The sequence below is a fragment of the Sphingomonas pokkalii genome, from assembly GCF_003096275.1.
Taxonomy (GTDB): Bacteria; Pseudomonadota; Alphaproteobacteria; order Sphingomonadales; family Sphingomonadaceae; genus Sphingomonas; species Sphingomonas pokkalii.
This window is the reverse complement of record NZ_QENQ01000001.1, coordinates 3,928,243-3,955,183: the sequence shown is the minus strand read 5'-3', so window position 1 is coordinate 3,955,183 and position 26,941 is coordinate 3,928,243. Positions and strand designations below refer to the sequence as shown.

General features: G+C 65.3%; 24 protein-coding genes and 1 riboswitch. Of the genes, 14 read left to right on the top strand and 10 right to left on the bottom strand.

What is annotated here, in order from left to right:
• The first annotated feature begins 89 nt into the window (after positions 1–89).
• From DD559_RS19680 to pncB, 9 genes are all read left to right on the top strand, one after another.
• Positions 90–560 (top strand): hypothetical protein, encoded by a 471-nt coding sequence (locus DD559_RS19680; protein WP_133243859.1) that lies wholly within the window; start codon positions 90–92, stop codon positions 558–560.
• A 64-nt stretch (positions 561–624) separates the two neighbouring features.
• Positions 625–816, top strand: a riboswitch (cobalamin riboswitch).
• Positions 817–930: 114 nt separating this feature from the next.
• Positions 931–1,977 carry a nicotinate-nucleotide--dimethylbenzimidazole phosphoribosyltransferase gene (gene cobT, locus DD559_RS18235; protein ID WP_116470426.1) on the top strand — a complete coding sequence of 349 codons (1,047 nt, stop codon included), beginning with the start codon at positions 931–933 and terminating at the stop codon, positions 1,975–1,977.
• The gene (locus DD559_RS18230) at positions 1,974–2,540 is read left to right on the top strand and encodes a histidine phosphatase family protein (protein WP_116470425.1); all 567 of its coding nucleotides are present in this window, start codon (positions 1,974–1,976) and stop codon (positions 2,538–2,540) included. The genes cobT and DD559_RS18230 overlap by 4 nt, the downstream gene beginning before the upstream one ends.
• On the top strand, positions 2,537–3,259 hold the full coding sequence (locus tag DD559_RS18225) for an adenosylcobinamide-GDP ribazoletransferase (protein ID WP_116470424.1): 723 nt from the start codon (positions 2,537–2,539) through the stop codon (positions 3,257–3,259). The genes DD559_RS18230 and DD559_RS18225 overlap by 4 nt, the downstream gene beginning before the upstream one ends.
• Positions 3,256–4,236 carry an aminotransferase class I/II-fold pyridoxal phosphate-dependent enzyme gene (locus tag DD559_RS18220; protein WP_116470423.1) on the top strand — a complete coding sequence of 327 codons (981 nt, stop codon included), beginning with the start codon at positions 3,256–3,258 and terminating at the stop codon, positions 4,234–4,236. Before DD559_RS18225 ends, DD559_RS18220 begins: the two co-directional genes overlap by 4 nt.
• Complete coding sequence (gene cbiB, locus DD559_RS18215; RefSeq protein ID WP_116470422.1) at positions 4,229–5,161, top strand: adenosylcobinamide-phosphate synthase CbiB; 933 nt, start codon at positions 4,229–4,231, stop codon at positions 5,159–5,161. Before DD559_RS18220 ends, cbiB begins: the two co-directional genes overlap by 8 nt.
• Positions 5,149–6,606 carry a cobyric acid synthase gene (locus DD559_RS18210; RefSeq protein WP_116470421.1) on the top strand — a complete coding sequence of 486 codons (1,458 nt, stop codon included), beginning with the start codon at positions 5,149–5,151 and terminating at the stop codon, positions 6,604–6,606. The genes cbiB and DD559_RS18210 overlap by 13 nt, the downstream gene beginning before the upstream one ends.
• Positions 6,603–7,109, top strand: a complete 507-nt coding sequence (cobU, locus tag DD559_RS18205) for a bifunctional adenosylcobinamide kinase/adenosylcobinamide-phosphate guanylyltransferase (RefSeq protein ID WP_116470420.1) — start codon at positions 6,603–6,605, stop codon at positions 7,107–7,109. The genes DD559_RS18210 and cobU overlap by 4 nt, the downstream gene beginning before the upstream one ends.
• Positions 7,110–7,169: 60 nt before the next feature.
• A complete protein-coding gene (gene pncB / locus DD559_RS18200; protein ID WP_116470419.1) occupies positions 7,170–8,474 on the top strand; it encodes a nicotinate phosphoribosyltransferase in 1,305 nt (434 codons plus the stop codon).
• A 2-nt stretch (positions 8,475–8,476) separates the two neighbouring features.
• On the opposite strand, the gene DD559_RS18195 is transcribed toward pncB, so the two are convergent.
• From DD559_RS18195 to DD559_RS18185, 3 genes are all read right to left on the bottom strand, one after another.
• Positions 8,477–9,514 (bottom strand): DUF2332 domain-containing protein, encoded by a 1,038-nt coding sequence (locus DD559_RS18195; RefSeq protein WP_240610329.1) that lies wholly within the window; start codon positions 9,512–9,514, stop codon positions 8,477–8,479.
• A gap of 104 nt (positions 9,515–9,618) precedes the next feature.
• A complete protein-coding gene (locus DD559_RS18190) occupies positions 9,619–11,469 on the bottom strand; it encodes a HAMP domain-containing methyl-accepting chemotaxis protein (RefSeq protein WP_116470417.1) in 1,851 nt (616 codons plus the stop codon).
• A 339-nt stretch (positions 11,470–11,808) separates the two neighbouring features.
• Entirely contained in the window at positions 11,809–12,036 is a 228-nt protein-coding gene (locus DD559_RS18185) for a hypothetical protein (RefSeq protein WP_116471020.1), read from the bottom strand.
• Positions 12,037–12,136: 100 nt separating this feature from the next.
• Between DD559_RS18185 and DD559_RS18180 the strand changes: the two genes are divergently transcribed.
• Entirely contained in the window at positions 12,137–13,291 is a 1,155-nt protein-coding gene (locus DD559_RS18180; RefSeq protein ID WP_116470416.1) for an aminotransferase, read from the top strand.
• 4 nt (positions 13,292–13,295) lie between these two features.
• Here DD559_RS18180 and mtnA read toward each other — a convergent pair whose 3' ends face one another.
• The 4 genes from mtnA to DD559_RS18160 are packed head-to-tail and all read right to left on the bottom strand — an operon-like array spanning position 13,296 to position 16,170.
• Positions 13,296–14,342, bottom strand: a complete 1,047-nt coding sequence (mtnA, locus tag DD559_RS18175; protein WP_116470415.1) for an S-methyl-5-thioribose-1-phosphate isomerase — start codon at positions 14,340–14,342, stop codon at positions 13,296–13,298.
• The gene (gene mtnC / locus DD559_RS18170) at positions 14,339–14,971 is read right to left on the bottom strand and encodes an acireductone synthase (protein WP_116470414.1); all 633 of its coding nucleotides are present in this window, start codon (positions 14,969–14,971) and stop codon (positions 14,339–14,341) included. Before mtnC ends, mtnA begins: the two co-directional genes overlap by 4 nt.
• Positions 14,972–14,995: 24 nt before the next feature.
• Positions 14,996–15,544 (bottom strand): 1,2-dihydroxy-3-keto-5-methylthiopentene dioxygenase, encoded by a 549-nt coding sequence (locus DD559_RS18165; RefSeq protein ID WP_116471019.1) that lies wholly within the window; start codon positions 15,542–15,544, stop codon positions 14,996–14,998.
• The gene (locus DD559_RS18160; RefSeq protein ID WP_116470413.1) at positions 15,541–16,170 is read right to left on the bottom strand and encodes a methylthioribulose 1-phosphate dehydratase; all 630 of its coding nucleotides are present in this window, start codon (positions 16,168–16,170) and stop codon (positions 15,541–15,543) included. The genes DD559_RS18165 and DD559_RS18160 overlap by 4 nt, the downstream gene beginning before the upstream one ends.
• Before the next feature lie 273 nt (positions 16,171–16,443).
• On the opposite strand from DD559_RS18160, the gene DD559_RS18155 reads away from it, so the two are divergent.
• Entirely contained in the window at positions 16,444–17,166 is a 723-nt protein-coding gene (locus tag DD559_RS18155; protein WP_206364539.1) for a murein L,D-transpeptidase catalytic domain family protein, read from the top strand.
• 56 nt (positions 17,167–17,222) lie between these two features.
• Positions 17,223–19,274 (top strand): NAD(+) synthase, encoded by a 2,052-nt coding sequence (locus tag DD559_RS18150; RefSeq protein ID WP_116470412.1) that lies wholly within the window; start codon positions 17,223–17,225, stop codon positions 19,272–19,274.
• Positions 19,275–19,280: 6 nt separating this feature from the next.
• Here the strand turns inward: DD559_RS18150 and DD559_RS18145 are convergent, their stop codons facing one another.
• From DD559_RS18145 to fdhD, 3 genes are all read right to left on the bottom strand, one after another.
• The gene (locus DD559_RS18145) at positions 19,281–20,879 is read right to left on the bottom strand and encodes an ATP-binding protein (protein WP_116470411.1); all 1,599 of its coding nucleotides are present in this window, start codon (positions 20,877–20,879) and stop codon (positions 19,281–19,283) included.
• A 70-nt stretch (positions 20,880–20,949) separates the two neighbouring features.
• Positions 20,950–21,480, bottom strand: coding sequence for a molybdenum cofactor guanylyltransferase (gene mobA, locus DD559_RS18140; RefSeq protein WP_116470410.1), 531 nt, complete (start codon positions 21,478–21,480; stop codon positions 20,950–20,952).
• Entirely contained in the window at positions 21,477–22,226 is a 750-nt protein-coding gene (gene fdhD / locus DD559_RS18135) for a formate dehydrogenase accessory sulfurtransferase FdhD (protein ID WP_116470409.1), read from the bottom strand. Before fdhD ends, mobA begins: the two co-directional genes overlap by 4 nt.
• Positions 22,227–22,290: 64 nt before the next feature.
• Between fdhD and DD559_RS18130 the strand changes: the two genes are divergently transcribed.
• Positions 22,291–24,552, top strand: coding sequence for an FdhF/YdeP family oxidoreductase (locus DD559_RS18130; protein WP_116470408.1), 2,262 nt, complete (start codon positions 22,291–22,293; stop codon positions 24,550–24,552).
• Positions 24,553–24,650: 98 nt separating this feature from the next.
• Positions 24,651–26,873, top strand: coding sequence for a beta-glucosidase family protein (locus DD559_RS18125; protein ID WP_116470407.1), 2,223 nt, complete (start codon positions 24,651–24,653; stop codon positions 26,871–26,873).
• Positions 26,874–26,941 lie beyond the last annotated feature (68 nt).

Below are 26,941 nucleotides of genomic sequence, written 5' to 3'. Positions count from 1 at the left end.
GATCCGACATGCAGTGGAAACCAAGTCGATAGGTCCATTTTGACAACAAACATAGTTGTAATTGACAACCTATCGTACAAAGTACGAATATGAAAGAACAACCTCCGCCCGACGTAGCGTTACGCAATAGCCCTGTCGCGTCAGGTTTGGACGAAAAGAGACCATTTGAATACCAGAACTTTATTCGAGACGCGGATAAAGTATCCGATACGGACGATATTCCTCACACGGATGCACACGGGCTGGCAGAAGCGATCGCGACGCTTTCCGCAGCGGTGCTGCAATCGACCGGAAATACCGCTTTCCTGGCGGCTGAACGCATCCACCTGATCGACGCCGCACACAAGCTCGCCTGGCTGCTCGTACGGGTACGGCGGGTGGAATCGAAGATGGATTGGGACCCCGATCTGGCGAGCGTCATCCGCGCGACCCACGCCGCCGCGGAGAAGCTGCGGTCCGTTTATCTTCTCGGCGAGGGCGAGGACGCCGTGGAAACGCTGCTCGCGCTCGCGCTACGCTTGTATCGGCTCCTGCCCGAGACAGGGAATAGAAATCAGTAATCGGGGGCAGCGACCACCTCTGGCGCCGCGATGATCCGCTCGCTAGAGCGCAGACGGGGGTTTCACCTCCACCAACCGTATCGGTGCCCACGGGCTTGATAGGGAATGCGGTTCGGGCATGCCCAAAGCCGCAGCTGCCCCAGCAACTGTACGCGGCGAGCGATCGGCCACAATGCCATTGGATGCGATTCCGAGAAGGCCGGCCGATCCGCGGCGACCCGCAAGCCAGGAGGCCTGCCGATACGGGTCGCTCTTCTCCGGTCCAAGTCGTGGCCAGAGTGCGGTTCGCATGGCCGTCCGAGCGACAAACACAATGGTCGTCGGGTGCCGCGCATCCGGCGCGGATATGATCGATCGAAGGGTGTAGACGTTGAAGCAGGTAGCGCCGGCACAATCCAGATATCAACGCTTCGACAGCATTGATGCCTTTCATCTGGCCCTGACGGACCTGCCAGGATCCGATCACGCGGCAGTCGACGCGGCAGCCCGCCGCCAGATGCAGTTGACGAAGCCACCGGGATCGCTCGGCCGGCTGGAGGAGATCGCGTTGTTCCTTGCTGGGTGGCAAGCGCGAGAACGTCCCGGGATCGACGGTGCGCAGGCAGTGATCTTCGCCGGCAATCACGGCGTCGCGACGCAGGGAGTGAGCGCCTTCCCGCCGGCAGTCACCGCACAGATGGTCGCGAATTTCGCCGCGGGCGGCGCCGCAATCAACGCGCTGACCGGCGCGATCGGAATCCCGCTGCGCGTGGTTCCCCTGCACCTCGATCGCCCGACCGCCGATTTCACCGCCGCGCCGGCGATGGAGGAAGAGGAATGCCTTGCGGCGCTGAACGCAGGCGCCGCAGCCGTGGAGCCGGGCAGCGACCTGCTGCTGCTCGGCGAAATGGGTATTGCCAACTCCACCGCTGCGGCGGCGCTCTGCCTGCGCAGCTTCGGCGGGGCCGCCACCGATTGGGTCGGCCCCGGCACGGGGCTGAGCGCATCGGGCGTGTCGCTGAAGGGCGCGGTGATCGAGCGCGCGATGGCCCGCCACGCCGAAGCGTCCGCCACCCCGTTCGAAACGCTGCGCCGCGTGGGGGGGCGCGAACTGGCGGCGATCGCGGGCGCCACCGTCGCCGCGCGCCATGCCCGGGTGCCGGTGCTGCTGGACGGCTATATCTGCTGCGCCGCCATCGCCCCACTTGCGGTCGCCGCACCGGCGATCGTCGACCATTGTATCGCGGCCCATTGCTCGGCGGAGCCCGGCCATCGCCTGCTGCTCGATCGGCTCGGGCTGCGGCCGTTGCTGGAACTGGACATGCGGCTTGGGGAAGGAAGCGGTGCGGCAGTAGCCGCCGCGGTGATCCGATCGGCGCTGGCCGCGCATAACGGCATGGCGACCTTCGCCGAAGCCGGTGTCACCAGCGGCGCATGAACGCTGTCACCGTCCACCTGCTGCGCCACGGCATCACCGACGCCGAAGGGCGACTGATCGGCCGCACCGATGCCGTGCCGCTGACGGAAGGGATCGATGCCTGTGCCGAGCGCGTAGGCGCGCTCCAAGGGCTCCGCATCGTGACATCCGACCTCTGGCGCGCCCGCGCGGCGGCCGAGCGGATCGCCGCGTCCTGGGAACTACCCGTACAGATCGACATGCGATGGCGCGAACTGGATTTCGGCGCATGGGATGGGCTGCCCTTCGATGCGATCGATCGCGACGCGCTGGCGGCGTTCCAGACCGACCCAGCGGATCGGTCCCCGCCCGGCGGGGAGGCCTGGCCGGCGCTGGTGGCGCGAGTCACGGCAGCGCTGGCGACGATCGACAGGCCCACCTTGGTCGTCACCCATGGCGGCGCGATGCGCGCGGCGTTGGCGTCGACCTGCACGATCAACTTCCCACAACTCTGGAATATCGCCCTCCCCCATGCTGCCCTGCTGAGCCTGCGCCTCTGGCCCGGCACGCCACGCATCGGCCAAATCGTCGGATTGATTACGTGAAAGAACTCCTGCTCGCCCTGCAATTCCTTACGCGCCTTCCGCTCCCCGCGGTACAGGCCGATGCGGGCGCGTTCGGCCGGTCGATCCGCTGGTTTCCGGCGGCAGGACTGGTGATCGGTATCCTGGTCGCCGTAACCGGCTGGATCGGCGCGCAGCTGGATCCATGGGTCGGCGCGCTGGCCGCGCTGGTGACGTGGGTGGCGATCACCGGTGCACTGCATCTCGATGGGCTGGGCGATCTGGCGGATTCCGGCGGCGCGATCCACAAGGGCCCCGAGCGGCTACGCGAGGTACTCGCCGATCCGCATGTCGGCAGCTTCGGCGTGACCGCCATCGGCGTGCAGCTGATCGCCAAGCTGGTGCTGCTCCATGTGCTGATCGCCAGCCCGATTGCCTGGACGCTGGTATTCGTTCCCGCCGCAGCCCGCCTCGGCCCGCTAGTATGGAGTTGGTGGTTGCCCCCGCTCTATGAGGGGCTGGCAAGCCGCTTCCGCAACGTCATTCGCCCGGGGGACCTGATTGCCTGGCTTATCCTGCTCGGCTTTGCCGGCGCTTTGGCCACGCCCGCGCTGTTCGCCGCACCGGTGCTGATCGCCGGTTGGGGGTGGCGGCTGCGGACGATGCTGGGCGGCATTTCGGGAGACGGCCACGGCGCCGGGATCGAACTGGTCGAAACCGGGCTGCTCGTCTTCCTCCTGATCGCGCTGCGGATCGGATGAGCGCCGCGCTGCGCCACCATGGCGGCAACCTCGCCGCCGCCCGCGCTGTCTATGGCGACGGTGCCTGGATCGACCTTTCCACCGGGATCACCCCCTTGCCCTGGCCGGTGCCGCCCGATCTGGATTGGGATTGGCATGGCCTGCCCCAACCCGCGGCCCTTGCGGCGCTCGAAGCAGCGGCGGCCGGCCATTTCGGCGTCAACCCGGCGTTCGTCTGCGCGCTTCCGGGCAGCGAAATCGGCTTGCGGCTGCTGGGGATGCTGCTCGGCGGCCGCGCCTTGCATCGCGTGCCCGGTTACCGCACCCATGGAGCGATGTTCGCCACCAGCACCCCGCTCGCGTCGGAAACACCGCCGCCGCCGGTAGACGCAGCCCTAATCCTCGCCAATCCGAACAATCCGTGCGGCACGCTGCAGCCACGCCCCGCGCTGGACGCGCAATTGCGCGAACGCGAGGTGGCGGGTGGCTGGCTGATCGTCGACGAAGCCTTTGTCGATGCGCACCCGGATGCCAGCATCGCGGGCCAGGTCACACCGGAGAATCGCCTGATCGTCTTCCGGTCCTTCGGCAAATTCTTCGGGCTCGCGGGGCTGCGACTAGGCTTCGTAATCGCCCCCCCACCGATCATCGCCGCCTATCGCCGCGCGTTGGGCGATTGGCCGATCGGCGCCGCTACGCTGGAGATCGCCACCCGCGCCTATCGGGACCGTCGCTGGATCGCCGCCAGCCGCATCGCTCTGGCCGACCATGCCGCACGGCTTGATGCCCTGTTACGCCGCCACGACCTTGCTCCGATGGGGGCCTGCCCGCTGTTCCGTCTGGTCGAAGTGGAAGATGCCGCCCCGTGCTTCGACCGGCTTGCGCGGGCGCATATCCTGACCCGGCCGTTCGACTATACGCCCCATTGGCTCCGTTTTGGCCTGCCCGCCGACGAGGCAGCCTTCGATCGGCTCGACCGGGCCCTGGCCCATGGCTGATCCCATTGCCCTCCTCGCCCTTGGCTTGGACGCGGCGATTGGATGGCCGGACGCATTGTATCGCCGGATCGGGCATCCGGTGGGCGGCTTCGCACGTATCATCGGCGCCTGCGAACGCCGCTGGAATCGCGAAACCGCAGCGGAACCCGCGCGCCGGCTGCTGGGACTCGCCACCGTCATTCTGTTGCTGCTCATCACGATCGGCATCGGCATCGGCATCGAAACTGCCGCCGCACGGATAACGGGCGGCTGGGTGATCATTGCCATCGCCGCCTTTCCTGGACTCGCGCAGCACAGTCTCTACGTCCATGTCCGGCCTGTCGCCATCGCGCTGGCCGCAGGCGACCTGCCAGCGGCGCGTACCGCGCTCGGTCGCATCGTCGGGCGCGACACCGAAACACTCGGCGCAGCCGGGGTCGCCCGGGCCGCCATCGAAAGCTTGGCCGAAAGCTTCTGCGACGGCGTCGTTGCGCCGCTCTTCTGGTTGCTCATCGGGGGACTGCCGGGTCTTTGGGCCTACAAGGCCATCAATACCGCCGACAGCCTGATCGGCCATCGCGAGCCGCGCTGGCGGGCCTTTGGCTGGGCGGCGGCCCGTGCCGACGATCTGCTCAACCTGGCCCCTGCCCGGCTTTCGGCGCTGCTGCTGTGCTGCGCAGGCCCAGGCGGCTGGCAAACCGTTCGCCGGGACGCACGCAAACATGCATCCCCCAATGCAGGGTGGCCGGAAGCCGCCATGGCGGGGGTGCTTCGCCTCCGCCTGGCGGGGCCGATCGCATATGACGGCGTCACCCATATGAAGCCGTGGATCGGCAGCGGCAAAACTCAGGCGAGTGCCGGTGACATCGTTCGCGGGCTGCAGCTCTATGCGCGCGCCTGCGCGCTGCTCTGGATCGTCGCGGGAGGAATTGCATGGCTGCGCTGATGCTACAGGGTACCGGATCGGATGTCGGCAAATCGGTGCTGGTTGCCGGTCTGTGCCGTGCACTTGCCAATCGGGGGCTGCGCGTTCGCCCATTCAAACCGCAGAACATGTCGAACAATGCGGCGGTAACGGAGGATGGCGGCGAAATCGGTCGCGCCCAGGCATTGCAGGCGCTCGCCTGCCGCGTGCAGCCCCATACCGACATGAACCCGGTGCTGCTGAAGCCGCAGGCGGATCGCACCTCGCAACTGATCGTCGGCGGCAAGGTCCGCGGCACGCTCCACGCAGGCAATTTCCGGGCAGCGCGCAAGCCGTTGCTGGGCGATGTGCTGGCCGGGTTCGCCCGGCTGCGCGCGCAATGCGATCTGGTATTGGTAGAGGGTGCGGGTTCGCTGGCGGAGATCAATCTGCGCGCGGGCGACATCGCCAATATGGGGTTCGCTCGCGCGGCCAATGTGCCGGTGTTGCTAGTGGGTGACATTGATCGCGGCGGCGTGATCGCGGCGATCGTCGGCACGCGCGCCGTGCTGGACCCCGAGGATGCCGCGATGATCCGCGGGTTCCTGATCAACAAGTTCCGCGGCGATCCGGCATTGTTCGCCGATGGTTATGCGGCAATCGAAGTACGCTCGGGCTGGCGCGGCTATGGCCTGATTCCGTGGCTCTCCGCCGCCAGCCGACTGCCCAGCGAGGACGCGGTCGTGCTCGAACGCAGCAGCCGCGCGACGGGCGGACGCACGCGGATCGCCTGCCCGATGCTGCCGCGCATCGCGAATTTCGACGATCTCGATCCGCTGAAGCTGGAGCCGGATGTAACCCTTGCAATGATCCCGCCGGGGCAGCCGCTGCCGGCAGACGCCGCGCTGGTGATCCTGCCCGGCTCGAAGGCAACGATCGCCGATCTCGCCGCGCTTCGCGAACAGGGCTGGGACATCGATCTGCGCGCACATCATCGTCGGGGCGGCGCGGTGCTGGGCATTTGCGGCGGCTACCAGATGCTGGGGCGGACGATCGCAGATCCGCACGGAATCGAAGGGCCGCCGGGCACTGCCGAGGGATTGGGGCTGCTGGACGTCACCACCGAACTCACGCGCGAAAAGGCGCTGCACCCCGCGCGGGGCATTGCTCTGGAAGCCGCGGTGGAAGGCTATGAGATGCACATGGGCGTCACCACCGGGCCGGATACCACGCGCGCCTTCGCGCAACTGGCCTCCGGCCCTGATGGCGCGATTTCCGCCGATGGCCGGGTGATGGGCACCTATCTCCATGGCCTGCTCGCAGGCACCGATCTGCGCCGCGCGCTGCTCGGCCGCATTGGCGTGCAATCGTCCGGGGAGGCATATGGCGCCTCGGTCGATGCTGCGCTTGACGCCATCGCCGCCGACCTGGAGGCCCATGTCGACATTCCCGCGCTGATCGCGCTCGCCCAGGAAGCCCGGTCATGACCAAACTGCTCGTCCTCGGTGGCGCCCGATCGGGCAAGAGCCGCTATGCCCAGGCACGGGCGGAGTTCCTGCCGGGGACGCTGCTCTATGTCGCAACAGCCCAGGCGCTCGATGGTGAAATGGCGGATCGTATCGCCCGGCACCGCGACGATCGCGGCCCGCGCTGGTCCACGCTGGAGGTGCCGATCGATCTGTCCGCCGCCATCGCCGCCAACGCCGCACCGGATCGGGTGCTGCTGATCGACTGCCTCACGCTATGGACTTCGAACCTGCTGTTCGCGAAACGGGATCTCGATGCGGAGACCGAGGCGCTGGCGGTCGCGCTGGCGCAGGCGACCGGACCGGTGGTCCTGGTGGCGAACGAAGTCGGGCTCGGCATCGTGCCGGACAACGCCCTCGCCCGCCGGTTTCGCGATGCCGCCGGCCGGCTGAACCAGGCCGTGGCAGCGGTGGCGCAGGAAGTTCAGTTCGTTGCCGCAGGCCTGCCGCTACGCTTGAAGTAGCGCAAGCGGGGGGAGATCCTCCTCGCGCCGGACCGCGGCCGATCCTAAAAGAGCATTGCCATGACCTTCACCGATATCGCCACGCGGACCTACAACCATAACTTCCGGCTCGACCCGATCGTCCGCAGCTTGCTCGATACCGATTTCTACAAGCTGCTGATGCTGCAGATGATTCGGCGTCTGCACCCGGAAACCCAGGTAACCTTCTCCCTCATCAATCGCACGAAGACAGTACGCCTCGCGGAGGTGATCGACGAAGCCGAACTGCGCGCCCAGCTCGATCACGCGCGCGGCCTCCGCTTCACCAAGAAGGAGCTGATCTGGCTGGCCGGCAACAGTTTCTACGGCAAGACGCAGATGTTCGCGCCCGATTTCATTGCGTGGCTCGCCGACTTCCAGCTGCCACCCTATGAACTGGAACGACGCGATGGGCAGTTCGCGCTGCACTTCCATGGCCCCTGGAGCCATACCAGCATGTGGGAGATCCCGGCGCTGGCGATCGTCAACGAGCTTCGCTCGCGGGTCGCGATGCGCAACAAGGATCGATTCGCGCTCGATGTCCTCTACGCCCGTGCCAAGGCGAAGCTGTGGGAGAAGGTGGAGCGGCTGCGCACCTTGCCGGATCTTGTGCTCACCGATTTCGGCACGCGCCGCCGGCACGGCTTCCTGTGGCAGCGCTGGTGTGTCGAGGCACTGAAGGAAGGTCTTGGCGATCGCTTCCTCGGCACATCGAATGTGCTGCTGGCCATGGATGCGGATCTGGAGGCGATCGGCACCAACGCGCACGAGCTGCCGATGGTGGAAGCCGCCCTGTCGCCCGACGACGCCAGCCTCGCGGATGCGCCGTACCGGGTGCTGGAACAGTGGCGCGCGCATTATGGCGGCAACCTGCTGATCGCCCTGCCCGATGCATTCGGCACCAGTGCCTTCCTCGCCCGCGCACCGGACTGGGTGGCGGATTGGACCGGCTTCCGTCCAGACAGCGCGCCACCGATCGCCGGAGGCGAACAGATCCTGCGCTGGTGGCTCGATCGTGGCCGCGATCCGCGCGAGAAGCTGCTGATCTTCTCCGACGGCATGGATGTCGATTCAATCGAGGCGACCTATCGCCACTTCAACGGCCGGGTGCGTATGAGCTTTGGCTGGGGGACCAACCTGACCAATGATTTCCGCGGCTGCGATCCCGATGGGGAGGCTGGGCTGGAGCCGATCTCGCTGGTCTGCAAGGTAGTGGCGGCAAACGGCCGTCCAGCGGTCAAGCTTTCCGACAACCCCGCCAAGGCCACCGGCGAACCGGGCGAAATCGATCGCTATCTGCGCGTGTTCGGCTCAACCGGTCGCGCAGAGCAGTCAGTCGAGGTATAAGGTCAGCCCCGCCAGTCGACCGAATTTCCATAGGGATGGCACACCGCCAGAATGCGCCGCTCCGATTGGCCGGGAAACCAGCTTACTGCCAGTTGCACTTCGCTGCGTGTCTCAGTCCATTCGAACCCGACCCAGGCAAGCGGCCGATCCGGCGTCGCCGATCGCCCGGCATCCTGAATCATCGCGATCACCTGGGCCCGATCCTGCGACGGCAAGTATTGCAGCACCATCGAATGCATCACCACGCGGCACACTCCCGCTGGCTGTGGCGCTGCCAGCGCCTGCGCCAGCCAGACCGATGCATCGCCCCGTTCCAGAGTCGGCGGGTGCCGACGAGCCATGCCGATCGCCTGTTCCAAGCGATGCAGCCGCTGCGGCTGATCGGCGAAGATATAGGCCATCAGGCGTTCGCATGTCGCGGGATCGTTCGCATCGAGCGGGTTGAGGTCCACGCCGCGTGCGCCGACAACTTCCAACGGGGCCGGAAGCGGCGCGAGGCCTTGCCAGTCCGGCACCACCTGTACCGGCGAATGGCGATCGCCGGCGAGCACGCCGCCCAAATCAAAACCATAGCGACCTAGATTGAGGTTGAGCCCGCAGCTCGATCCGATCTCGAGCAGTTCGAACGGCAGTCCAAACTGACGACGGACCTGCATCAGCGCTGCGACGATCGCCCCGGAGCGCCCGACTTCGTTGGTCTGCGGCGTGCGGCGCAGGAAGTCGGCGATCAGCGTATCCTCGGTCTCCAGCGCTTCGCCTACCGCGCCGTCGAAATCGCCATTGCCGGCGCGATACAGAGCCGCGAGGGAAACGGGAGCACCCCGCCGCGCGAGAAAGTGCAACGCTGCGTTGAAGCGCATCGCCAAGGCCGCAGCAGCGGCATCACCCCGCCAGCCGAGGATCGCCGCTTCGCTTTCCGGGCCCCGCCACAACTGGCGCTGCCCCGCCTCCAGTACCTGCGCCACGAACGGAGACCCCAGCCCACGAACCACCCGCGCCATGCGGGAAAGTTCGTTCAGACCGGTCCGAGGCATTACCATGTTCATCTACGCTCCCCCGGCGCGGACGCACCGCGCCCGCCCCCGCCAGCTTATGGCGTTCTTATTGTTCGTATCGCCAGCGGCGGGAACCGATGCCTCGCAAATCAGAACGTCTGCCAATCGTCATCGGCGGCGCTGCTACGGACCAGCGCCGGAACAGCGGCCGCCGGCAACGGCTTGGCGGCGCCGCTGAAGCGAGCCGGCGACATGCGCGACATGCGCGCGCCACCGCCATCGCCGACCTGGAAATGACTCGCCTGCTCGGCCAGCGTGCTGACTTCACTGGCAAGGTTGCGGGCCGCAGCGGAGGTTTGCTCCACCATGGCCGCATTCTGCTGCGTCGACTGATCCATTGCGCCCAAGGCCGCACTGATTTCGGTTACCGCGCTCGACTGCGCCTGATTGTCCGCCGCCATATTGCCCAGCAGCGTATGCACTTCGCCGACTCCGCTCGAAATGTCGGCAAGGGCACCGTCGACACGCTGCACCGCCTGCACCGCCGTTACGATATCGGTCTGCGTCGCGGTCAGCTGATCGCGGGCACGGCCGGCTTCCTCTTCGGCGCGCATCGCCAGCGCGGAAACGAGATCGGCGACAACCGCGAAACCGCGACCCGCCTCCCCCGCGCGACCGGCTTCGACGGCAGCGTTCATTGCAAGAACCCGCGTCTGGAAGGCGATCTTGTCCAAGCCCTCGATCACGCTGTCGATGCCCTTGGCGCTATCCGAAACGCGGGTCATCGCCTGCACCGCCTCGTCGGCAGTCGAACGACCGTTGTTGACTGTCGCCATGGTACCGTCGGCGCTTTCGACCGTACGGCCCGCGGCGGCGGCGGTTGCCTTCAGTCGCTGATCCATCTGGGTAACCGCAGCGGCGGTCTGCTCCAGGCTGGCCGCATTGGCTTCCGTCCGGCGGGCAAGATCCTCGCTCGCCTGGGCGATCTCGTTCGAACCCGTGCGGATCGACGTGGTTGCTTCCATCAGCGACGCGATCAGATCACGCAGGCTGCCGATGGCCTCGTTGAAGTTGCTCTTGACCACCGCATATTGCGACGGGAAATCGGCAGTAATTGTCGCGGTCAGGTTGCCCCGCGCCAGTTCACCGAGATGGGCGGAAACGGTATCCACCACCATCTTCTGTTCGGCTTCGCCCTTGGCGCTGGCGGCATCTGATGCTTCCTTGGCGATGGCAGCGTCACGGAACACCAGCACTGCACGCGCCATGTCACCCAGTTCGTCTCCGCGCGCAGTGGCGGGGACCTCGACATGGTTCCGGCCCGCGGCGAGATCCGCCATCGTTCGGGTCAGTTGGCTGATCGGGCGGGCAATAATCCGACTCAACGTAACGGCGAGACCGATCGCGATACCGATCAGCGCAACAGCGCCGAGAATCAGCACCGTCGTTGCGGTGGCGATCGCAGTTTCCTGCCGCTTGGAGTTCTTCTCGATCAGTTCTGCCTGGGCATCCTTGATCGCGCGCAGCGGCAGCACCGCGGCGGAAACCAACACAGCCTTGCCGGCAGTACGAACCTCGGTCTGCGCCTCCTCGCGGCGCCCCGCCTTAACGTCGGCGATCAGTCGATCACCCCATTTTTCTCGCCACGCCAGCGTTTCGGCGCGCGACTTGCGCAACGCATCGAGCAAGGCCGGATCCGTCAGCAGTTTCTCCAGTTCGACCGAGGTCTCGTCATACTCACTACGACCTTCGTCGTAAGACTTCAGATAGGTCTTGTCTCCGGTCACGAGAAAACCACGCAGCTGGCTGTTCTGGCGTAGCAACGCCGTCTCCAGCGTCAGGGTCTTTGAATGAACTTGCTGGCTGAGATTATTTTGGTCAGTAACCGATCGGATCATCGAAATGTTCATGAAGAACACGATCATAACGATCGCCGCTGATGCACATATCAGAAGGAACGAAAGTGCAAGCTTCCTCGGAATTTTCATCGATGCCATCATTTCTGGTCTTTCCGATACGGTCTGGCGCTACTGCATTGATCCGGACCGATCGCGATGGACAAGCCACCGCGATCGGATGGGGAAGCGAGCTACACGTATCTGGCGAAAGCCGGAGACACGCACTACTCCCAACCCGTTTCCGGTCTGGTCTAGCGCATTATAGTAACGATACCTTACCGATCGGTCACCGACACCCGAAACAATCTCCCGGACATATACCTAAAGGTTGATGGTAGATTCACCGTCCAGCGCAGCCAAGCGGCGCCGTGCGGGGGGAGGAAAGCGCTTGGGGCGAGGCCATCCGCGACACGACCGCGTCCCAGGAAACGGATATTGGGATTACTTCCGGTCTTTGCGGCCGCCGCGCCAATAGAGCAGCCCGGCGACGATCGCGGCAGACCCGACGCCGATCGCCGCACCCATGCCGATCTGGCGGTTGCTGGGCAGCCGTCGCCGCTTGGCCTCGGCAAGTTCCTTGGCGACCGCGATCGCCTCGCCTTCATGCGGCGGCTCTGCCCCGGTTGCGGGAGGTTGGGATTGTTCGGACACGGGCGGCTTGCTGCTCATCATCTTCCTTTGACTACGCGGCTACGATCCAGCCCTATTCATGCGACCGATCCGGCCCGGGTTGCAACCCGGAACCGCAACCCGCAATAGCGACATTGCGATGAACCCGATCTATTCCCGGATGGGCACCACCATCTTCGAAGCCATGTCCGCGCGCGCACGCGCGACCGGCGCCATCAACCTGGGCCAAGGCTTTGCCGACGGCCGCGGCCCGGAGGCGGTATTGGCGGCTGGCGCCCGCGCATTGCTGGAGCGATCGAACCAATATCCGCCGATGGCAGGCCTGCCGGAACTCCGTCAGGCGGTTGCTGATCACTATGCGCGACATCAGGGCCTGAACCTGACCGTCGAAGAGGTCATCGTCACCTCAGGCGCTACCGAAGCGCTCGCGGCTGCGCTCCTCGCGCTGATCGAACCCGGTGACGAAGTGGTCTGCTTCCAGCCCCTGTACGACGCATATGTGCCGTTGATCCGCCGCGCGGGCGGCGTGCCGCGCTTCGTGCGGCTCCGCCCGCCCGAATGGCGGATCGAGCGCGCTGCACTGGAAGCGGCGGTAACGCCCAGGACCCGGTTGATCCTGCTCAACAACCCACTGAACCCGGCCGCGACGATGACCGGCGCCGAGGATCTGGCGATGCTCGCCGATTTCTGCGTCGCGCACGACCTCACTGCGATCTGCGACGAGGTGTGGGAGCAGGTGACCTTCGACGGCGCCCGCCATTTGCCGCTGATCGACTTTCCGGGCATGCGCGAACGCACCGTGAAGATCGGCAGCGCGGGCAAGGTGTTCGCGCTCACCGGCTTCAAGGTGGGCTGGATGTGCGCCGCCCCACCGCTTGCCCGCGTGCTGGCCAAGGCGCACCAGTTCCTCACCTTCACCACGCCGCCTAACCTGCAATGGGCCGTGGCCGAGGGGCTGACGACCCAGGACGACTGGATTCGCGACGCCCGCTTGCGCTTTCAGGCAGGACGCGACCGGCTGGCGTCGGGTCTACGGGCGGCAGGCTTTGCGGTGCTGCCGAGCGCCGCAACCTATTTTCTTTCGGTGGACCTCACCGCCTCGAGCATCGCGCTCGACGATGTGACCTTCAGCGAGAGGCTGGTCGACGAGGCACGGGTCGCGACCATCCCCGTCTCGGCCTTCTATAGCGAGGCCCCGGTGACCAATGTCGTCCGTTTCTGCTTCGTCAAGGAAGACGCGGTGCTGGACGAGGCGATCGCGCGGGTACAGGCATGGCGCAAGGCGCTCGCCTGACCATTCAGATGCGCTCCAGCACCCCGCGCTCTGTGATGTAGCCGGTCACCAGCCGCGCCGGCGTCACGTCGAAGGCTGGATTGAGGGCGAAAGAATCGGTGACGCGGATCGTCGCGATCCGGCCATTCTCGTCCGGTCCGGTAAGTCGCGTCACTTCCTCGGCCGATCGCGCCTCGATCGGGATATCCGCACCGCGCGCGGTGGCCGGATCGAAGGTCGTATACGGCAGCGCGACGTAGAAGGGCACGCCATTGTCGCGTGCGGCCAGCGCCTTCAGATAGGTGCCGATCTTGTTGCAGACATCGCCATTCGCCGTCACCCGGTCGGTGCCGACGATCACTGCGTCGACCTGCCCCTGCATCATCAGCAGCCCACCGGCATTGTCGGCAATCACCGTGTGCGGCACACCGTGATTGCGCAACTCGAAGGCTGTGAGGAGCGCGCCCTGGTTGCGCGGGCGGGTCTCATCGACCCAGACATGCACCGGAATTCCGGCGTCGTGCGCAAGATAGATTGGCGCGGTTGCAGTGCCATAATCCACCGTCGCCAGCCAACCCGCATTGCAATGGGTGAGGATGTTGAGCGGCCGACCAGGGTTCTTCGCGTGGAGGCTGCGCAGCAACGCCAGGCCATGCTCGCCAATGGAACGACACAGCCCGGCATCCTCGTCGCAGATAGCATCGGCGCGCGCGAAGGCGGCGGCGGCGCGCTCGGCCGGGGGCAACCCCGCCACCGCTGCACGCACCTGATCGAGCGCCCAGCGCAGATTGATCGCGGTGGGCCGCGTCTCGACGAGGGTATCGTACGCCACATCCATACCAGCATCGCCGGCATCGACCGCGAGCGCCATGGCAAGGCCATAGGCGGCGGTGGCCCCGATCATCGGCGCACCGCGCGTCCACATCTCGCGGATCGCGACAGCAGCGGCATCGACGTCGCGCAACTCGGCCCAGCGGATTTCCCAGGGGAGCTGGCGCTGGTCGAGGATGCGGATCCCCTTCCCGTCCGTCGTGCGCGCGATCGAACGGGTGTGCCGGCCTTCCAGGATCACAGGCGAATCTCCGCGAGGGAATGAATGTCGGCGGGACCGCCGTTGCGATCGATCAGCAGTGCGCCCATCCCCGCCGCACGTGCCGCATCGATCTCGGCCTGCATGTCAGAAACGAAAAGCAATTTCTCAGGATCGCAACCTGTTGCGGCGGCAATCCTCGTATAGCTCTCCGCTTCGCGCTTGGACCCTGTCGTGGTATCGAAATAGCCCGAGAGCATGGGCGTCAAGTCACCCGCGATCGAATGTCCGAAGATCAGCTTCTGCGCCGCGATCGACCCGGACGAATAGATGTAGACCGCCACACCGGCGGTGTACCAGCGACGGAGCGCCTCTGGCGTATCGGGATAGACATGGCCCTTGAGCGTGCCCTCCGCGTAGCCCTGCGCCCAGATCAGCCCCTGCAGGGTCTTGAGCGGCGTGGCCTTGCGATCCTCGGCGATCCATTCGAGCAACGTGGCGACCTTGTCGTCGCCCGGCACCTCGGCCAGGATCGGCACCACCACTTCGGAATGATCTGCAATATATTCCGCCAAATGCTTGACAGCATAAGGAAATAGTACCTCCGTCACAAAGGCGATGCTGCTTGTGGTCCCCTCGATATCGAGCAGGACGGCCTTGGGCTGGGTCATGGCAAAGATTCCAGTTGGCCGCGCTCAGGCGGTGACGGGCGCGTGACGCGGGAAACGATCGGCGATCGGATCGCCGGTGAACTGGGCGATCCAGCCATCGGGATTGGTGAACAGTCGGATCGCCGTAAAACGCGGATGCGGCCCCATGTCGAACCAGTGTGGCGTTCCCGCCGGCACGGAGATCAGGTCGCCCTCGGTGCACAGCACGGCGTATACGCGATCCTCGACATGCAGCGTGAACAGCCCCTCGCCCTCAACGAAGAAGCGTACCTCATCCTCGGTATGACGGTGTTCAGACAGGAACTTGGCGCGCAGCGCCTCCCGGTCCGGGTGATCGGGCGCCATGCGGATCACGTCGACCGATCGATAGCCCTGCTCAGCCTTCAACCGGGCCACTTCCGGTGCGAAGGCGGCCAGCACCGCTTCCTGGTCGGCATCTGGCGGAATAGGCCGAGAGGTCCATTGCTCGAACCGCACGTCAATCGCCGCCAGCGCATCCGCGATCGCGCCGGCGTCGGCGGTATCCAGGATCGCAGCGCCACCGGATTCGGGATAAAGTCGCAGATGGCTCATCGTGTCCATGCCTGTCTGAAGCCGCGTTCGGCGCGCTCGGCAGCGATCATCCATTCGGTCGCTTCCAGCACCCGCTCGGCCTCGTCCACATCCTTGCCCCAGGCGTAAAGCCCGTGGCTGCGGATCAGATACGCGGGAATAGCGCCCGGCGCCAGCAGCGCGGGCCGCACCGCCGCTTCGATCACGGCCATGTCCTGGCTGTTCTCGACGATCGGCAGCCGAACCTCGACCGCGTGGGTGGTGTGGCCCGGATAGGCCTTCAGCATCTCGTGCCCCCGCAAGATCCAGGCATCGGCTTCCGCCGCCGCGCGGCTGAGGCCAACCGCCTCCGGCGAGTGGCCGTGCAGCACCGCGCCAACTTCGGGGAACAGGCGGTAGATCGCCAGGTGCAGATCGGTTTCGGCGGAAGGCTTGCCGGCAGTAAGCGGCTGGCCTTCCAGATCCACGCGCATGATGCCGTCGCGCGTCAGCCGTCCTTTATGTCGCCCAGATACAGTGAGCGCGATGCTGCCATCGTCTAGCCGCGCCGAATAATTGCCGGAGGTCGCCGGCGCCCAGCCACGGTTATCCAGCCGCCGTCCGGTCTCGATCAGCGCCGCGATAGCCTGTTCGTAGGTCATGGTCATGCGCCGCCCCCTAGCGAACCCGGCGGCAGGAACCAGTCAAATTTCGCGCGAACGGCACCGGATCGGGTGATGCCGGAATGACGCAAAACGATTCGCCGGACCGCTTCGAAACCAAGCACGCTGTATCGGCACGGCACGTCGCTTCGGCGAACCGGGCCGGAGTCGCGGCGAACTGCGGCGATCACGTCAATTGGCAATCCCCTTGTTAACGCTGATTTTGTTATACGGTTGCGAGGGCATCAGGTAAAAATTTGCGGGCGCAGAACAAATATCATGGATTCCAACGCTACGATTACATCGCGCCGGGCGCTGCTGAAGTCCGCGCTGGTCATGGCAGGCGGAGCGGCGGTTTCGGCCTGCGCATCCCGCACGATCGGAACGACGATGGCTTCGGTCGCACCGGCACCGGCTCGTCCCCCGGTGCCGCCGGCGGCACCACTGAATCAGGCACCCAGGGTAGCCGCCGCCGCACGGGTGACGCCGCAGGGGATCCGCCCCGAATTGTTCAAGCGCGCCACCGCTGCGCTTGATCGTCACTCGCTGCGCGTCGACACACATGATCGGATCGCGATCGCAGATTTCTCGCTGCCTTCGTCCGAAGCACGTTTCTTCCTCGTCAACATGGGCACGGGCGAAGTCGAAACCCTGCTGGTATCGCATGGCATCGGGTCTGATCCCGGACACACCGGCGTGCTGCAGCGCTTCTCCAACCAGATCAATTCGGAAGCGACCTGCGAAGGAGCCTTCCTCACCGCCGACTATTATGTCGGCAAGCACGGCGACTCGCAGCGGCTGATCGGGTTGGACCCGACCAACAACAATGCCCTCGCCCGCGCCATCGTGATCCATTCCGCTTGGTATGCGAATTCGGACATGATCGCGAAGCACGGAAAACTCGGCCGCAGCCAGGGCTGTTTCGCGGTAGGCCAGCGCCAACTGGCCAAGGTGTTCGAACGCCTCGGCCCCGGCCGCATGATCTACGCTGCAAAGGCCTGATCGCGGATCGCGCGCACGGGGTTGGCAGGCCATGGTCTCCGGCATAGGAGACAGGCATGGCCGATCCCCATCCGTTTTTCGCGCTGCATCGTCACGGATTGATCCGGGCGGGCGTTTGCACCCCGGTGGGCACGGTAGCCGATCCTGCCACCAATGCCCGCGCGACGATCGCGCTCGCCCAACAGGGCGATGCGGCCGGCGCAGACCTGCTCATATTCCCCGAACTCAACGTTACCAGCTACGCAATCGACGACCTGCATTTGCAGGATGCGATCCTCACCGCCACCCAGGCCGGAATCGCTGCGATTGCCGAGGCGAGCCGGACGCTGAAGCCGGTGCTGCTGGTCGGTGCAGCACTGGCGCGGAACGGCCGTCTCTATAATTGCGCGGTCGCCATCGCCCGCGGCCGCATCCTTGGCGTCGTGCCGAAGACCTATCTGCCGAACTACCGAGAATATTATGAGAAGCGCTGGTTCGCTTCTGGCTTTGGCCTGCGCGAGCTGGAGATCACTGTCGCCGGGCAAACCGTACCCTTCGGCCCAGACCTGCTGTTCGCGGCCGAAGACCTGCCCGACTTCACCTTCCATATCGAGATCTGCGAAGACTATTGGGCGCCCCAGCCCCCCTCCACCGAAGGGGCGATGGCGGGAGCACTGGTGCTGTGCAACCTGTCCGCTTCGAACATCGTGATCGGCAAGGGGCGCGAGCGAGAATTGCTTTGCGCGGCCCAAAGCGCACGAACCATCTCCGCCTATCTCTATTCCGCTTCCGGACCGGGCGAAAGCACCACCGATCTCGCCTGGGACGGCCAGGGATTGATCTACGAATTCGGCGAGAAGCTCGCCGCCTCGCAGCGTTTTGAGCGGAGCGACGCGATCGCCTATGCCGATCTCGACCTTGAACGGCTGCGGCTGGAGCGGATGCGTGACGGCACCTTCAACGATAATGCCCGCAACGCCGGCCATCCGGAGACCCGCTTCCGCCACATTGCCTTCGCGCATCAGCCCGATTTCGCCGATCGCGGCCTGCTGCGCCCGATCCGCCGCTTCCCCTTCGTTCCCAACACGCCCGCGGCACTGGAAGAGGATTGCTACGAGGCGTTCAACATCCAGGTGGAGGGCCTGCGCCAACGCATCGCCTCTACCGGCAGCAAGACGCTGGTGATCGGCATCTCGGGCGGGCTGGATTCCACCCATGCGCTGATCGTCGCCGCCAAGGCGATGGACCGGCTCGGCCGGCCCCGCACCGACATATTGGGCTATACCCTGCCCGGCTTCGCGACGAGCGAGGGCACCCGAACCAACGCCTGGGCGCTGATGCGCGCGATCGGGATTACCGGCGCGGAAATCGACATTCGCCCCGCCGCCCGGCAGATGCTGACCGATCTGGGCCATCCATTTGCGGACGGTGCGCCCGTATACGACGTGACGTTCGAGAACGTTCAGGCCGGACTGCGCACAGACTATCTGTTCCGCCTCGCCAACCACCATCACGGGTTCGTACTCGGCACGGGTGACCTTTCCGAACTGGCGCTGGGCTGGTCCACCTATGGCGTGGGCGACCAGATGAGCCATTACGGCGTCAATGCCGGGGTGCCGAAGACGCTGATTCAGTATCTGATCCGCTGGAGCGTCGAAAGCGGTCAGTTTGGCGGCGAGGCGGCGGCGGTGTTGCTCTCGATCCTCGATACCGAGATTTCGCCGGAGCTGGTGCCCGCTGATGCCAATGGCAGGATGCAGAGCACGCAAGACCGGATCGGTCCCTATGAACTGCACGATTTCTTCCTGCACCATATCGCCCGGTTCGGATTAAAACCGTCCAAGGTCGCGTTCCTAGCCTGGCACGCCTGGAAGGATGCGACGGCGGGCCTGTGGCCGCTCGGCTTTCCGACCGAGGGCCGCAACCAGTACGATCTGGCGACGATCGCCAAATGGCTGGAGAGCTTCCTGTTCCGATTCTTTCAGACCAGCCAATTCAAGCGCTCGGCGCTGCCCAACGGACCGAAGGTTTCCGGTGCCGCCGCACTCAGCCCGCGCGGCGATTGGCGCGCGCCATCGGACAGCGTGGCGACCGCCTGGATCGAGGAACTACGCGCCGCCCTGCCCTGATCGGACTCAGCGGCGAAGCACCTTCTGGATTTGCCGCAGCAATTCGTTCGATTCGAAGGGCTTTCGCAATATGGTGACGTTGGGAGCGACGGCATCCAGCTTGCTTGAATCGGCATATCCCGTGATGAGGATCACCGGCAACGTCGGATCGATTGCCGCCACGCGCAGCGCCACCTCGCTCCCGCTCAGGCCCGGCATGGCGAAATCCACCACAAGCGCGCCATAGCGCTTGCCCTGCACCAGGGCAACACCGCTTTCGCCGTCCACCGCCTCGGCCACGATTGCCCCGGCAGCGCGAAGGATGTCGACAAGAGAACTGCGAACATGCGCGTCATCGTCGACCAGCGCGATCTCCGCACCGGAAATCTCGATTCGCGAATCGCGCGCGGCATCGTCCTGCACGTCGCGGCGGGGTTCCACCGTCGCGAGCGGCAGCCACAGGGTAATGGCGGTTCCACGGCCGACACCGCTGTCGATCGTGAGGGTGCCCCCCGATTGGCGCATGACTCCAAACGCCATCGATAGCCCCATGCCGGTGCCCTTCCCCACCCCCTTGGTCGAAAAGAACGGCTCAACGGCACGCGCAAGAACCTCTGGCGGCATTCCGGTTCCCGTGTCGGTGACCGTAAGCGCCACATAATCGCCGCCTGGCAGGTCCGCGACCACCTTGCCGCTGCGGAGTTCGGCCGAAATCGTCAGCAGTCCGCCCCCCGGCATCGCGTCGCGGGCATTGAACGCAAGGTTGAGGATCGCCAGTTCGAGTTGCAGCGCATCGGTCTGGACGTTCCACACCGGATCGATGCGCGCGATCCGAACGCGGCTTAGCGGCGCCACCGCCCGCTCCACCAACCCCGCCATGCCACCCACCAGATCGGCCAGCCGCACCGATCGCACGTCCAGCCGCTGCTTGCTCGAAAAGGCGAGCAACTGCCCGGTCAGCTGCCGGCCGCGTTCCACCGCATCGAGCGCACTCGACGTCCAGCGGATCACGCGATCGGAATCCTCCGGCTTGCGGGCGATCAGTTCCAGATTACCGGCGATAGCTTGCAGCAAATTATTGAAATCGTGTGCGATTCCACCAGTAAGCTGCCCCACTGCCTCCAGCTTCTGTGCCTGCAACAGCGCGGCTTCCACCGTTTCGCGCTGCGCGACTTCAGCCTTCAGATCACCCAGGGCCGCATCGCGCTGATCGACCATCGCCGCCAATTGCGCGTTCGCTTCCTTGAGCTTCTCGGAAGAAGGGAGGCGCACCAGCCGTGGCAGCAAAGGCCAGAGCAGAACGGCCGTCGCCACCCATGCGGCCGCAGTGACCAGCTTGACGAGCGCTTCGATGCCGTAGAGCGGGTAGAACAGCGTGACGATGCCCATCAAATGGGTGAAGCCGCACGCCAGGATGAAGATCCCGAAGCACCAGAAAACCCAGCCGAAAACAAGGTCCTTTCGGCGGCGCACCAAGACGATCAACGCGATCGGAATGGAAAAATAGGCGATCGCGATCAGCGTATCGGCAATGATGTGGGACCAGAGCAGCGCAGGTTGCCAGAAGAGGCAATAGCCATGGGGAGCATAGTTTCCTCCCCAAAAGGCAGCAAATACGCTTTCCATCCGACCCCCTACGGCCGGACCGGCCGACTAAAACGCGCTTCGATCTACTGCATGTCAAGCAGGAGGGAAACTAAGGAAAAAACCCGGACACGTCCGCAAGATCGTCGGGAGAGTTGATGTTCGGAATCGGGACTGGCCAATCGATGGCGCGGGCACCGATTCGATCTCCCCAGCCGCGCATCGATGCCGTCTCATCCTCGGCCAGATGCTGGTCGCAAAGCGGCGCCCAACGGGTGGGCCAGATCCCCAGAACCGGCAATTGCGCGACATAGGCAGCCTCTGGAAGCCCGGCCAGCAGGGCCAGCAGGGCGTCGGGCAGAAGCGGCGTGTCGCAGGGTGCGATCAACACGGTCGCCGCGCCGCGCCGGCGGCCCTCATGGAGGGCAGCGTTCAGACCGGCCAGCGGCCCTCGTCCCCCATCGGGACGATCGGGCACCCAGTCCCCCTCTGCTCGGCCGCACAGGATCACGCTCGAGCAATACCGCGCCAGTTGCATCGCGACATGATCGATCAGCGCGTGGCCGGCCAGTTGCGCCCGCGCCTTGTCTGATCCGAAGCGCCGCGCGCGGCCGCCCGCCAGAATTGCACCGACCGGCTTCATGGAACGACCCTCAGCAGGGAATCGGGCCGCACCAGCGCAGCCAGCCGCAAGCCAGCTGACCGCGCGCGCTCCGCCGCCAGCGCCGTCGGCGCCGAGATTGCTGCGAGCAGTGGACATCCGGCCAGCACCGCTTTTTCCACCAGTTCGAACGAGCAGCGCGCACTGATCAACGCGAAGCCACCGTCCCAGCCCAGGCCGCCCCGCGCCATCGCGCCAACCAGCTTGTCGAACGCGTTGTGCCGCCCGACATCCTCGCGCACCAGCCGGATGCGGCCTTCCGACGTGCAAAGCGCCGCGGCATGGGCAGCGCCGGTCGCGCGGTTGAGCGGCTGATGATCGCGCAGCGCCGCAGCCGCACGGAAGATCGCGGTTGCGGGTGCTGCGCTTGTCGACGCGATCGGCGGCAACGGCCGCAACGCCGATTCCAGATTCTCGATACCGCATAGCCCGCAACTCGAATCGGTCGTGCGATGCCGGACGCGTTCGACCACGGCCCCGGCATCGGCAAGCGTCACGCGCAGGATCACTCCCTGTCCGACGACATGGGTTTCGAGGTCGATCGGTGCTCCCAGCCGCTCGGCGGCGATAAAACCATAGGCGAAGTCTTCCAAATCGGTGGGCGTCGCCATCATCACCGCATAGCCGATCCCGTTGATCTCGATCGCAATCGGCACTTCAGGCACCAACGGGCGTTGAACGCGCGACTCTTCACCCACCGGCGTAACGCAGTCGAACCAGGTATCCATGTGGTCAGGATAGGCGCGAACGCGATTATGGGTATAGGAGAAAGACAGCAAGAGGAGCTGCGCGATGGCCCGGGCGAAAGACGGAACGATCTATTATTCGGGAGCGGAAGGCGGTTGGGGATCGTTGCGCGGCATGGCGCTGGTCGCCGGCGCGGAGCGCCCCGGCCCCGACGCACTCTCGGCCCTGGCGCGGCTGAACAAGCCGGGTGGGATGATGTGTACCTCGTGCGCGTGGACGAAACCGGCAAAGCCGCACATGTTCGAATTCTGCGAGAACGGCGCGAAGGCGACGATGTGGGATCTGACCACCCGCCGCGCGACGCCGGCATTCTTCGCCCAACATAGCCTTACGGAACTTCGTGGCTGGAGCGATTACGATCTGGAGCAGGCCGGTCGCCTGACGAACCCGATGCGCTACGATCGCGCGACGGACAAATATGTGCCCTGCACCTGGGAAGAAGCGTATCGCGCCATCGGCAGCAAATTGCGCGATATCCCTGCCAAGGAGGCGATTTTCTATGCTTCCGGCAAGGCAAGTCTGGAAACGAGCTATGCCTGGGCGCTGTTCGCCCGGTTATATGGCCACAACAACCTGCCGGACAGTTCGAACATGTGCCACGAGACCACTTCAGTGGCACTGAAATCGACGATCGGCGCGCCGGTCGGCACCTGCCTGCTCGAAGATTTCGAGCATTGCGACGCGATCTTCTTCTTCGGGCAGAATACGGGCACGAACAGTCCGCGTTTCATCCACACCCTGGCGGCGGCGCGAAAGCGCGGTGCCAAGATCGTCACGTTCAACCCGATCTATGAAAAGGGCCTGATCGAGTTCCGCAACCCGCAGAGCGCGCAAATGATCACGGGAGGAAAGACGAAAATTTCTTCCCATTATTATCAGCTCAAGGCCGGAAGCGACATCGCGGCGATGCTCGGCATGGCCAAGCACATCCTGGCCGAGGAGGATCGCATTGGCGGCGTGTTGGATCATGCCTTCCTCGCCCAGCATAGCCACGGCTTCGAGGCCTATGCGGAAACGGTGCGCGCCACCAGCTGGGAAACGATCGAACACGAAACCGGCCTCGATCGCGCCGATCTTATCGAAGCGGCGAATGTCTACATCCAGGCCGAACGGGCGATCGGAATCTGGGGCATGGGCCTTACCCAGCACCATGGCGGCTATGACAATGTCGCGAGCGTCGTCAACCTGATGCTGTTGCGTGGGAATATCGGACGCCTTGGAGCGGGCGTATCGCCGGTGCGCGGCCATTCGAACGTGCAGGGGCAGCGCACCGTTGGCATTTCCGAGAAGCCGGAACTGGTTCCGCTAGACCGACTGGCGGAACAATATGGCTTCGAGCCGCCGACGGAGGAAGGCTATACGACCGTAACCGGTTGCCAGGCGATCGTCGCCGGCAAGGTACGCGCGTTTCTGGGGCTTGGCGGCAATTTCCTGCGCGCTGCGCCGGACCATCGGGTGATGGAAAAGGCCTGGACGGGCATGGACCTCACCGTCCAGATCGCGACCAAGCTCAACCGCGGCCAGTTGTTCTGCGGGGAAACCGCCTATCTCCTTCCATGCCTCGTCCGCGCGGAGGAGGATATTCAGAACGGTACGCCGCAGGTGGTTACGATGGAGGACAGCCTCAGCTGCATCCATGGCTCGATTGGCAAGGCGAAGCCGGCAAGCCCCCATCTGCAGTCGGAAATGGCGATCGTCGCGGCGCTGGCGCAGGCGACGTTGGAGCCGAATCCGCGCGTGCCTTGGGCCGAATGGTCGACCGATTACGCCGCCGTGCGCGATGCGATCGAGGCAACCTATCCCGACAAGTTCCGCGACTTCAACCAGCGCCTTTTCACGCCCGGCGGCTTCTTCAAGGGAAACACTGCCCGCGAGCGCGATTGGCAGACGAAGAGCGGAAAGGCGGAATTCACCGTACCCGGGGCGCTCAACGCCACGGGCTTCGCGGCCGAGGAAGGGCTGTACCGACTGATCACCCTTCGTTCCAATGATCAGTTCAACACCACTGTATATGGCTATTCCGACCGCCTACGCGGCATCGAGGGCAAGCGTGACGTGCTGCTGATCAACCCGACCGAAATGGCGCGCGCCGGACTGCGGGAAGGCCAGCGCGTCGCGTTGGTCGGCGACGCATCGGACGGCGTCGACCGTGTCGTGGAAGGATTGGAGGTGCTGCCATTCAACCTGCCGGAAGGCTGCCTGGCGGGCTATTATCCCGAGCTCAATCCGTTGATCGCGCTCCGTCACCACGACCAGGCATCGCATACGCCCGCGGCAAAATCGGTACCGGTCCGTATCCGCGCGTAGCCTGCGCGACCGGGCTGCGCCCGAGCGTGCGATTTTTCCGTCTTGCACAAGGCGCGCGGTTGAGACAACGCTGACATACAAACGCAGGAGAGGAAGACATGCTTCGCAACGCCGCGCTCAGCGCTCCCTTGTTCACCATCGCCATCTGCCTTGCCGCAGTGCCTGCGCCCGCAATGGCCCAGCACGCGCCCAGTGCACACGCGTGGAGCAACGCGAAACTCGCGCCCGATGCGCGTGCCAAGCTGGTGCTTGCGCAGATGACCGAGGATGAGAAGCTGACCCTCGTCTTCGGCTATTTCGCTACCGATTTCCCGCCGAAGAATTTCAAGGCGGATCCGCAGGCGCGCCCAGGCTCCGCCGGGTACATTCCCGGTATTCCGCGCCTCGGCATTCCGGCCCAGTGGCAGAGCGATGCTGGTGTCGGCGTCGCCACCCAGGGGGGAGCGGAACGCAAGCGTGGCCGCACCTCGCTTCCTTCCGGCATCGCGACGGCAGCGACCTGGGACCCCGCCCTCGCCTATAAAGGTGGGGCGATGATCGGTGCGGAGGCGCGCGCATCCGGGTTCAATGTGTTGTTGGCGGGTGGTGTCAATCTGATGCGCGAACCGCGCAACGGCCGGAACTTCGAATATGGCGGCGAAGATCCGCTACTTGCCGGCACGATGGTGGGCGCGCAGATCGCCGGTATCCAATCGAACAACATCATTTCCACCGTGAAGCACTATGCGATCAACGACCAGGAAACCGATCGCTTCAAGATGAACGCGGTGATCGACCGCGCTGCCGCGCAGATGAGCGACCTGCTCGCCTTCAAATTCGCGATCGAGCGTTCGAACCCGGGTTCGGTGATGTGCGCCTATAACAAGATCAACGGCATCTATGCCTGCGAACAGCCCTGGCTGCTGACCGATGTCCTGCGCCGCGACTGGGGCTGGAAGGGCTTCGTGATGTCCGACTGGGGCGCCACCCATTCCACCGTCGCCGCCGCCAATGCCGGTCTGGAGCAGGAATCCGGCTGGCCGTTCGACGAGCAGCCCTATTTCCGCGAACCGCTTAAGGCAGCCGTGGCGAAGGGGCAGGTAAGCAAGGCTCGGCTCGACGAGATGGCGCACCGCATCCTGCGTTCGATGTTCGCACATGGCCTGTTCGACCATCCGATCACCAGCGCGCCGATGGACCTGCCGCCGGCGATGCTCACCAGCCATGCCGCGATCACCCGCGCCGACGCAGAGGCGGGCATCGTGCTGCTGAAGAATGCCGGCGATGCACTGCCCCTGGCAGCCACCGCGCGCCGCATCGTCGTGATCGGCGGCCATGCCGACAAGGGCGTCCTGGCAGGCGGCGGATCGTCGCTGGTCTATCCGGTGGGCGGCAATGCCGTGCCGGGCCTCGACCCCAAATTCTGGCCCGGCCCGGTGATGTACCACCCGTCCTCGCCGGTAGACGCGCTGCGCCGCCAGTTGCCCGGCGCGACGATCACCTATCTCGACGGCCGCGATGCCGGCGCGGCGGCCGCCGCCGCGCGCCAGGCGGATATCGCCATCGTCTTCGCGACGCAGTGGGCGGGCGAAGCCTTCGATCCCTCGCTGACGCTGACCGACAATCAGGATGGCCTGATCGACGCGGTAACCGGCGCGAACGCCAAGACGATCGTGGTCCTGGAAACCGGCGGCCCGGTGCTGATGCCTTGGGCAGACAAGACCGCCGCGATCCTGGAAGCCTGGTATCCCGGCACCGCGGGCGGCGAAGCGATCGCCAATGTGCTGACCGGCAAGGTCAATCCGTCCGGCCACCTGCCCGTCAGCTTCCCGCGCAGCCTTTCCCAGCTGGCCAAGCCGAGCGCGCCGAACGAGGGAGAAACCCGCTACGCCGAAGGCGCGGCGATCGGCTACAAATGGTATGATGCGAAGGGCGACAAGCCGCATTTCGCGTTCGGCCACGGCCTTTCCTACACCAGCTTCGCCTATGCCGGGCTGAAGGCGGCGGCGCCGAAGGGCAAGGTGACCGTAAGCTTCACCGTTCGCAACACCGGCAAACGCTCTGGCGCGGACGTGGCGCAGGTCTATCTGTCCGGCAGCGGCTGGGAGGCGCCCAAGCGCCTCGGCGGATTCCAGAAGGTGGTGCTGGCCCCCGGCGCCGCCAAGCCGGTGTCGCTGACGGTCGATCCGCGCCTGTTCGCGACGTTCGACGAAGCATCGAACAGCTGGAAGATCGCAGGCGGCACCTACAAGATCCTGCTCGGCCATTCGGCCGACGAGATCACCGCCACCGCCACCGTGCAGCTTCCCGCCCGTACGCTGCCGGCCGGCTGGCGCCCCTGAACGACGCGCCCGCCGGTGCCTTCGGCAGCCCCCCACGCGGCGGGTCCTGCCGAAGGTGCCGGCGGAAG

Excerpts from the sequence above, each read along its gene's own strand:
- cbiB (WP_116470422.1), top strand. The coding sequence starts at position 4,229 with ATGGCTGATCCCATTGCCCTCCTCGCCCTTGGCTTGGACGCGGCGATT.
- mtnC (WP_116470414.1), bottom strand. The coding sequence starts at position 14,971 with ATGACCCAGCCCAAGGCCGTCCTGCTCGATATCGAGGGGACCACAAGC.
- DD559_RS18185 (WP_116471020.1), bottom strand. The coding sequence starts at position 12,036 with ATGAGCAGCAAGCCGCCCGTGTCCGAACAATCCCAACCTCCCGCAACC.
- fdhD (WP_116470409.1), bottom strand. The coding sequence starts at position 22,226 with ATGGATACCTGGTTCGACTGCGTTACGCCGGTGGGTGAAGAGTCGCGC.
- DD559_RS18125 (WP_116470407.1), top strand. The coding sequence starts at position 24,651 with ATGCTTCGCAACGCCGCGCTCAGCGCTCCCTTGTTCACCATCGCCATC.
- DD559_RS18130 (WP_116470408.1), top strand. The coding sequence starts at position 22,291 with ATGGCCCGGGCGAAAGACGGAACGATCTATTATTCGGGAGCGGAAGGC.
- DD559_RS18160 (WP_116470413.1), bottom strand. The coding sequence starts at position 16,170 with ATGACCATGACCTACGAACAGGCTATCGCGGCGCTGATCGAGACCGGA.
- pncB (WP_116470419.1), top strand. The coding sequence starts at position 7,170 with ATGACCTTCACCGATATCGCCACGCGGACCTACAACCATAACTTCCGG.
- DD559_RS18145 (WP_116470411.1), bottom strand. The coding sequence starts at position 20,879 with ATGGAAAGCGTATTTGCTGCCTTTTGGGGAGGAAACTATGCTCCCCAT.
- DD559_RS19680 (WP_133243859.1), top strand. The coding sequence starts at position 90 with ATGAAAGAACAACCTCCGCCCGACGTAGCGTTACGCAATAGCCCTGTC.
- DD559_RS18155 (WP_206364539.1), top strand. The coding sequence starts at position 16,444 with ATGGATTCCAACGCTACGATTACATCGCGCCGGGCGCTGCTGAAGTCC.
- DD559_RS18165 (WP_116471019.1), bottom strand. The coding sequence starts at position 15,544 with ATGAGCCATCTGCGACTTTATCCCGAATCCGGTGGCGCTGCGATCCTG.
- cobU (WP_116470420.1), top strand. The coding sequence starts at position 6,603 with ATGACCAAACTGCTCGTCCTCGGTGGCGCCCGATCGGGCAAGAGCCGC.
- DD559_RS18150 (WP_116470412.1), top strand. The coding sequence starts at position 17,223 with ATGGCCGATCCCCATCCGTTTTTCGCGCTGCATCGTCACGGATTGATC.
- DD559_RS18210 (WP_116470421.1), top strand. The coding sequence starts at position 5,149 with ATGGCTGCGCTGATGCTACAGGGTACCGGATCGGATGTCGGCAAATCG.
- mobA (WP_116470410.1), bottom strand. The coding sequence starts at position 21,480 with ATGAAGCCGGTCGGTGCAATTCTGGCGGGCGGCCGCGCGCGGCGCTTC.
- DD559_RS18180 (WP_116470416.1), top strand. The coding sequence starts at position 12,137 with ATGAACCCGATCTATTCCCGGATGGGCACCACCATCTTCGAAGCCATG.
- DD559_RS18230 (WP_116470425.1), top strand. The coding sequence starts at position 1,974 with ATGAACGCTGTCACCGTCCACCTGCTGCGCCACGGCATCACCGACGCC.
- DD559_RS18220 (WP_116470423.1), top strand. The coding sequence starts at position 3,256 with ATGAGCGCCGCGCTGCGCCACCATGGCGGCAACCTCGCCGCCGCCCGC.
- DD559_RS18195 (WP_240610329.1), bottom strand. The coding sequence starts at position 9,514 with ATGGTAATGCCTCGGACCGGTCTGAACGAACTTTCCCGCATGGCGCGG.
- DD559_RS18190 (WP_116470417.1), bottom strand. The coding sequence starts at position 11,469 with ATGATGGCATCGATGAAAATTCCGAGGAAGCTTGCACTTTCGTTCCTT.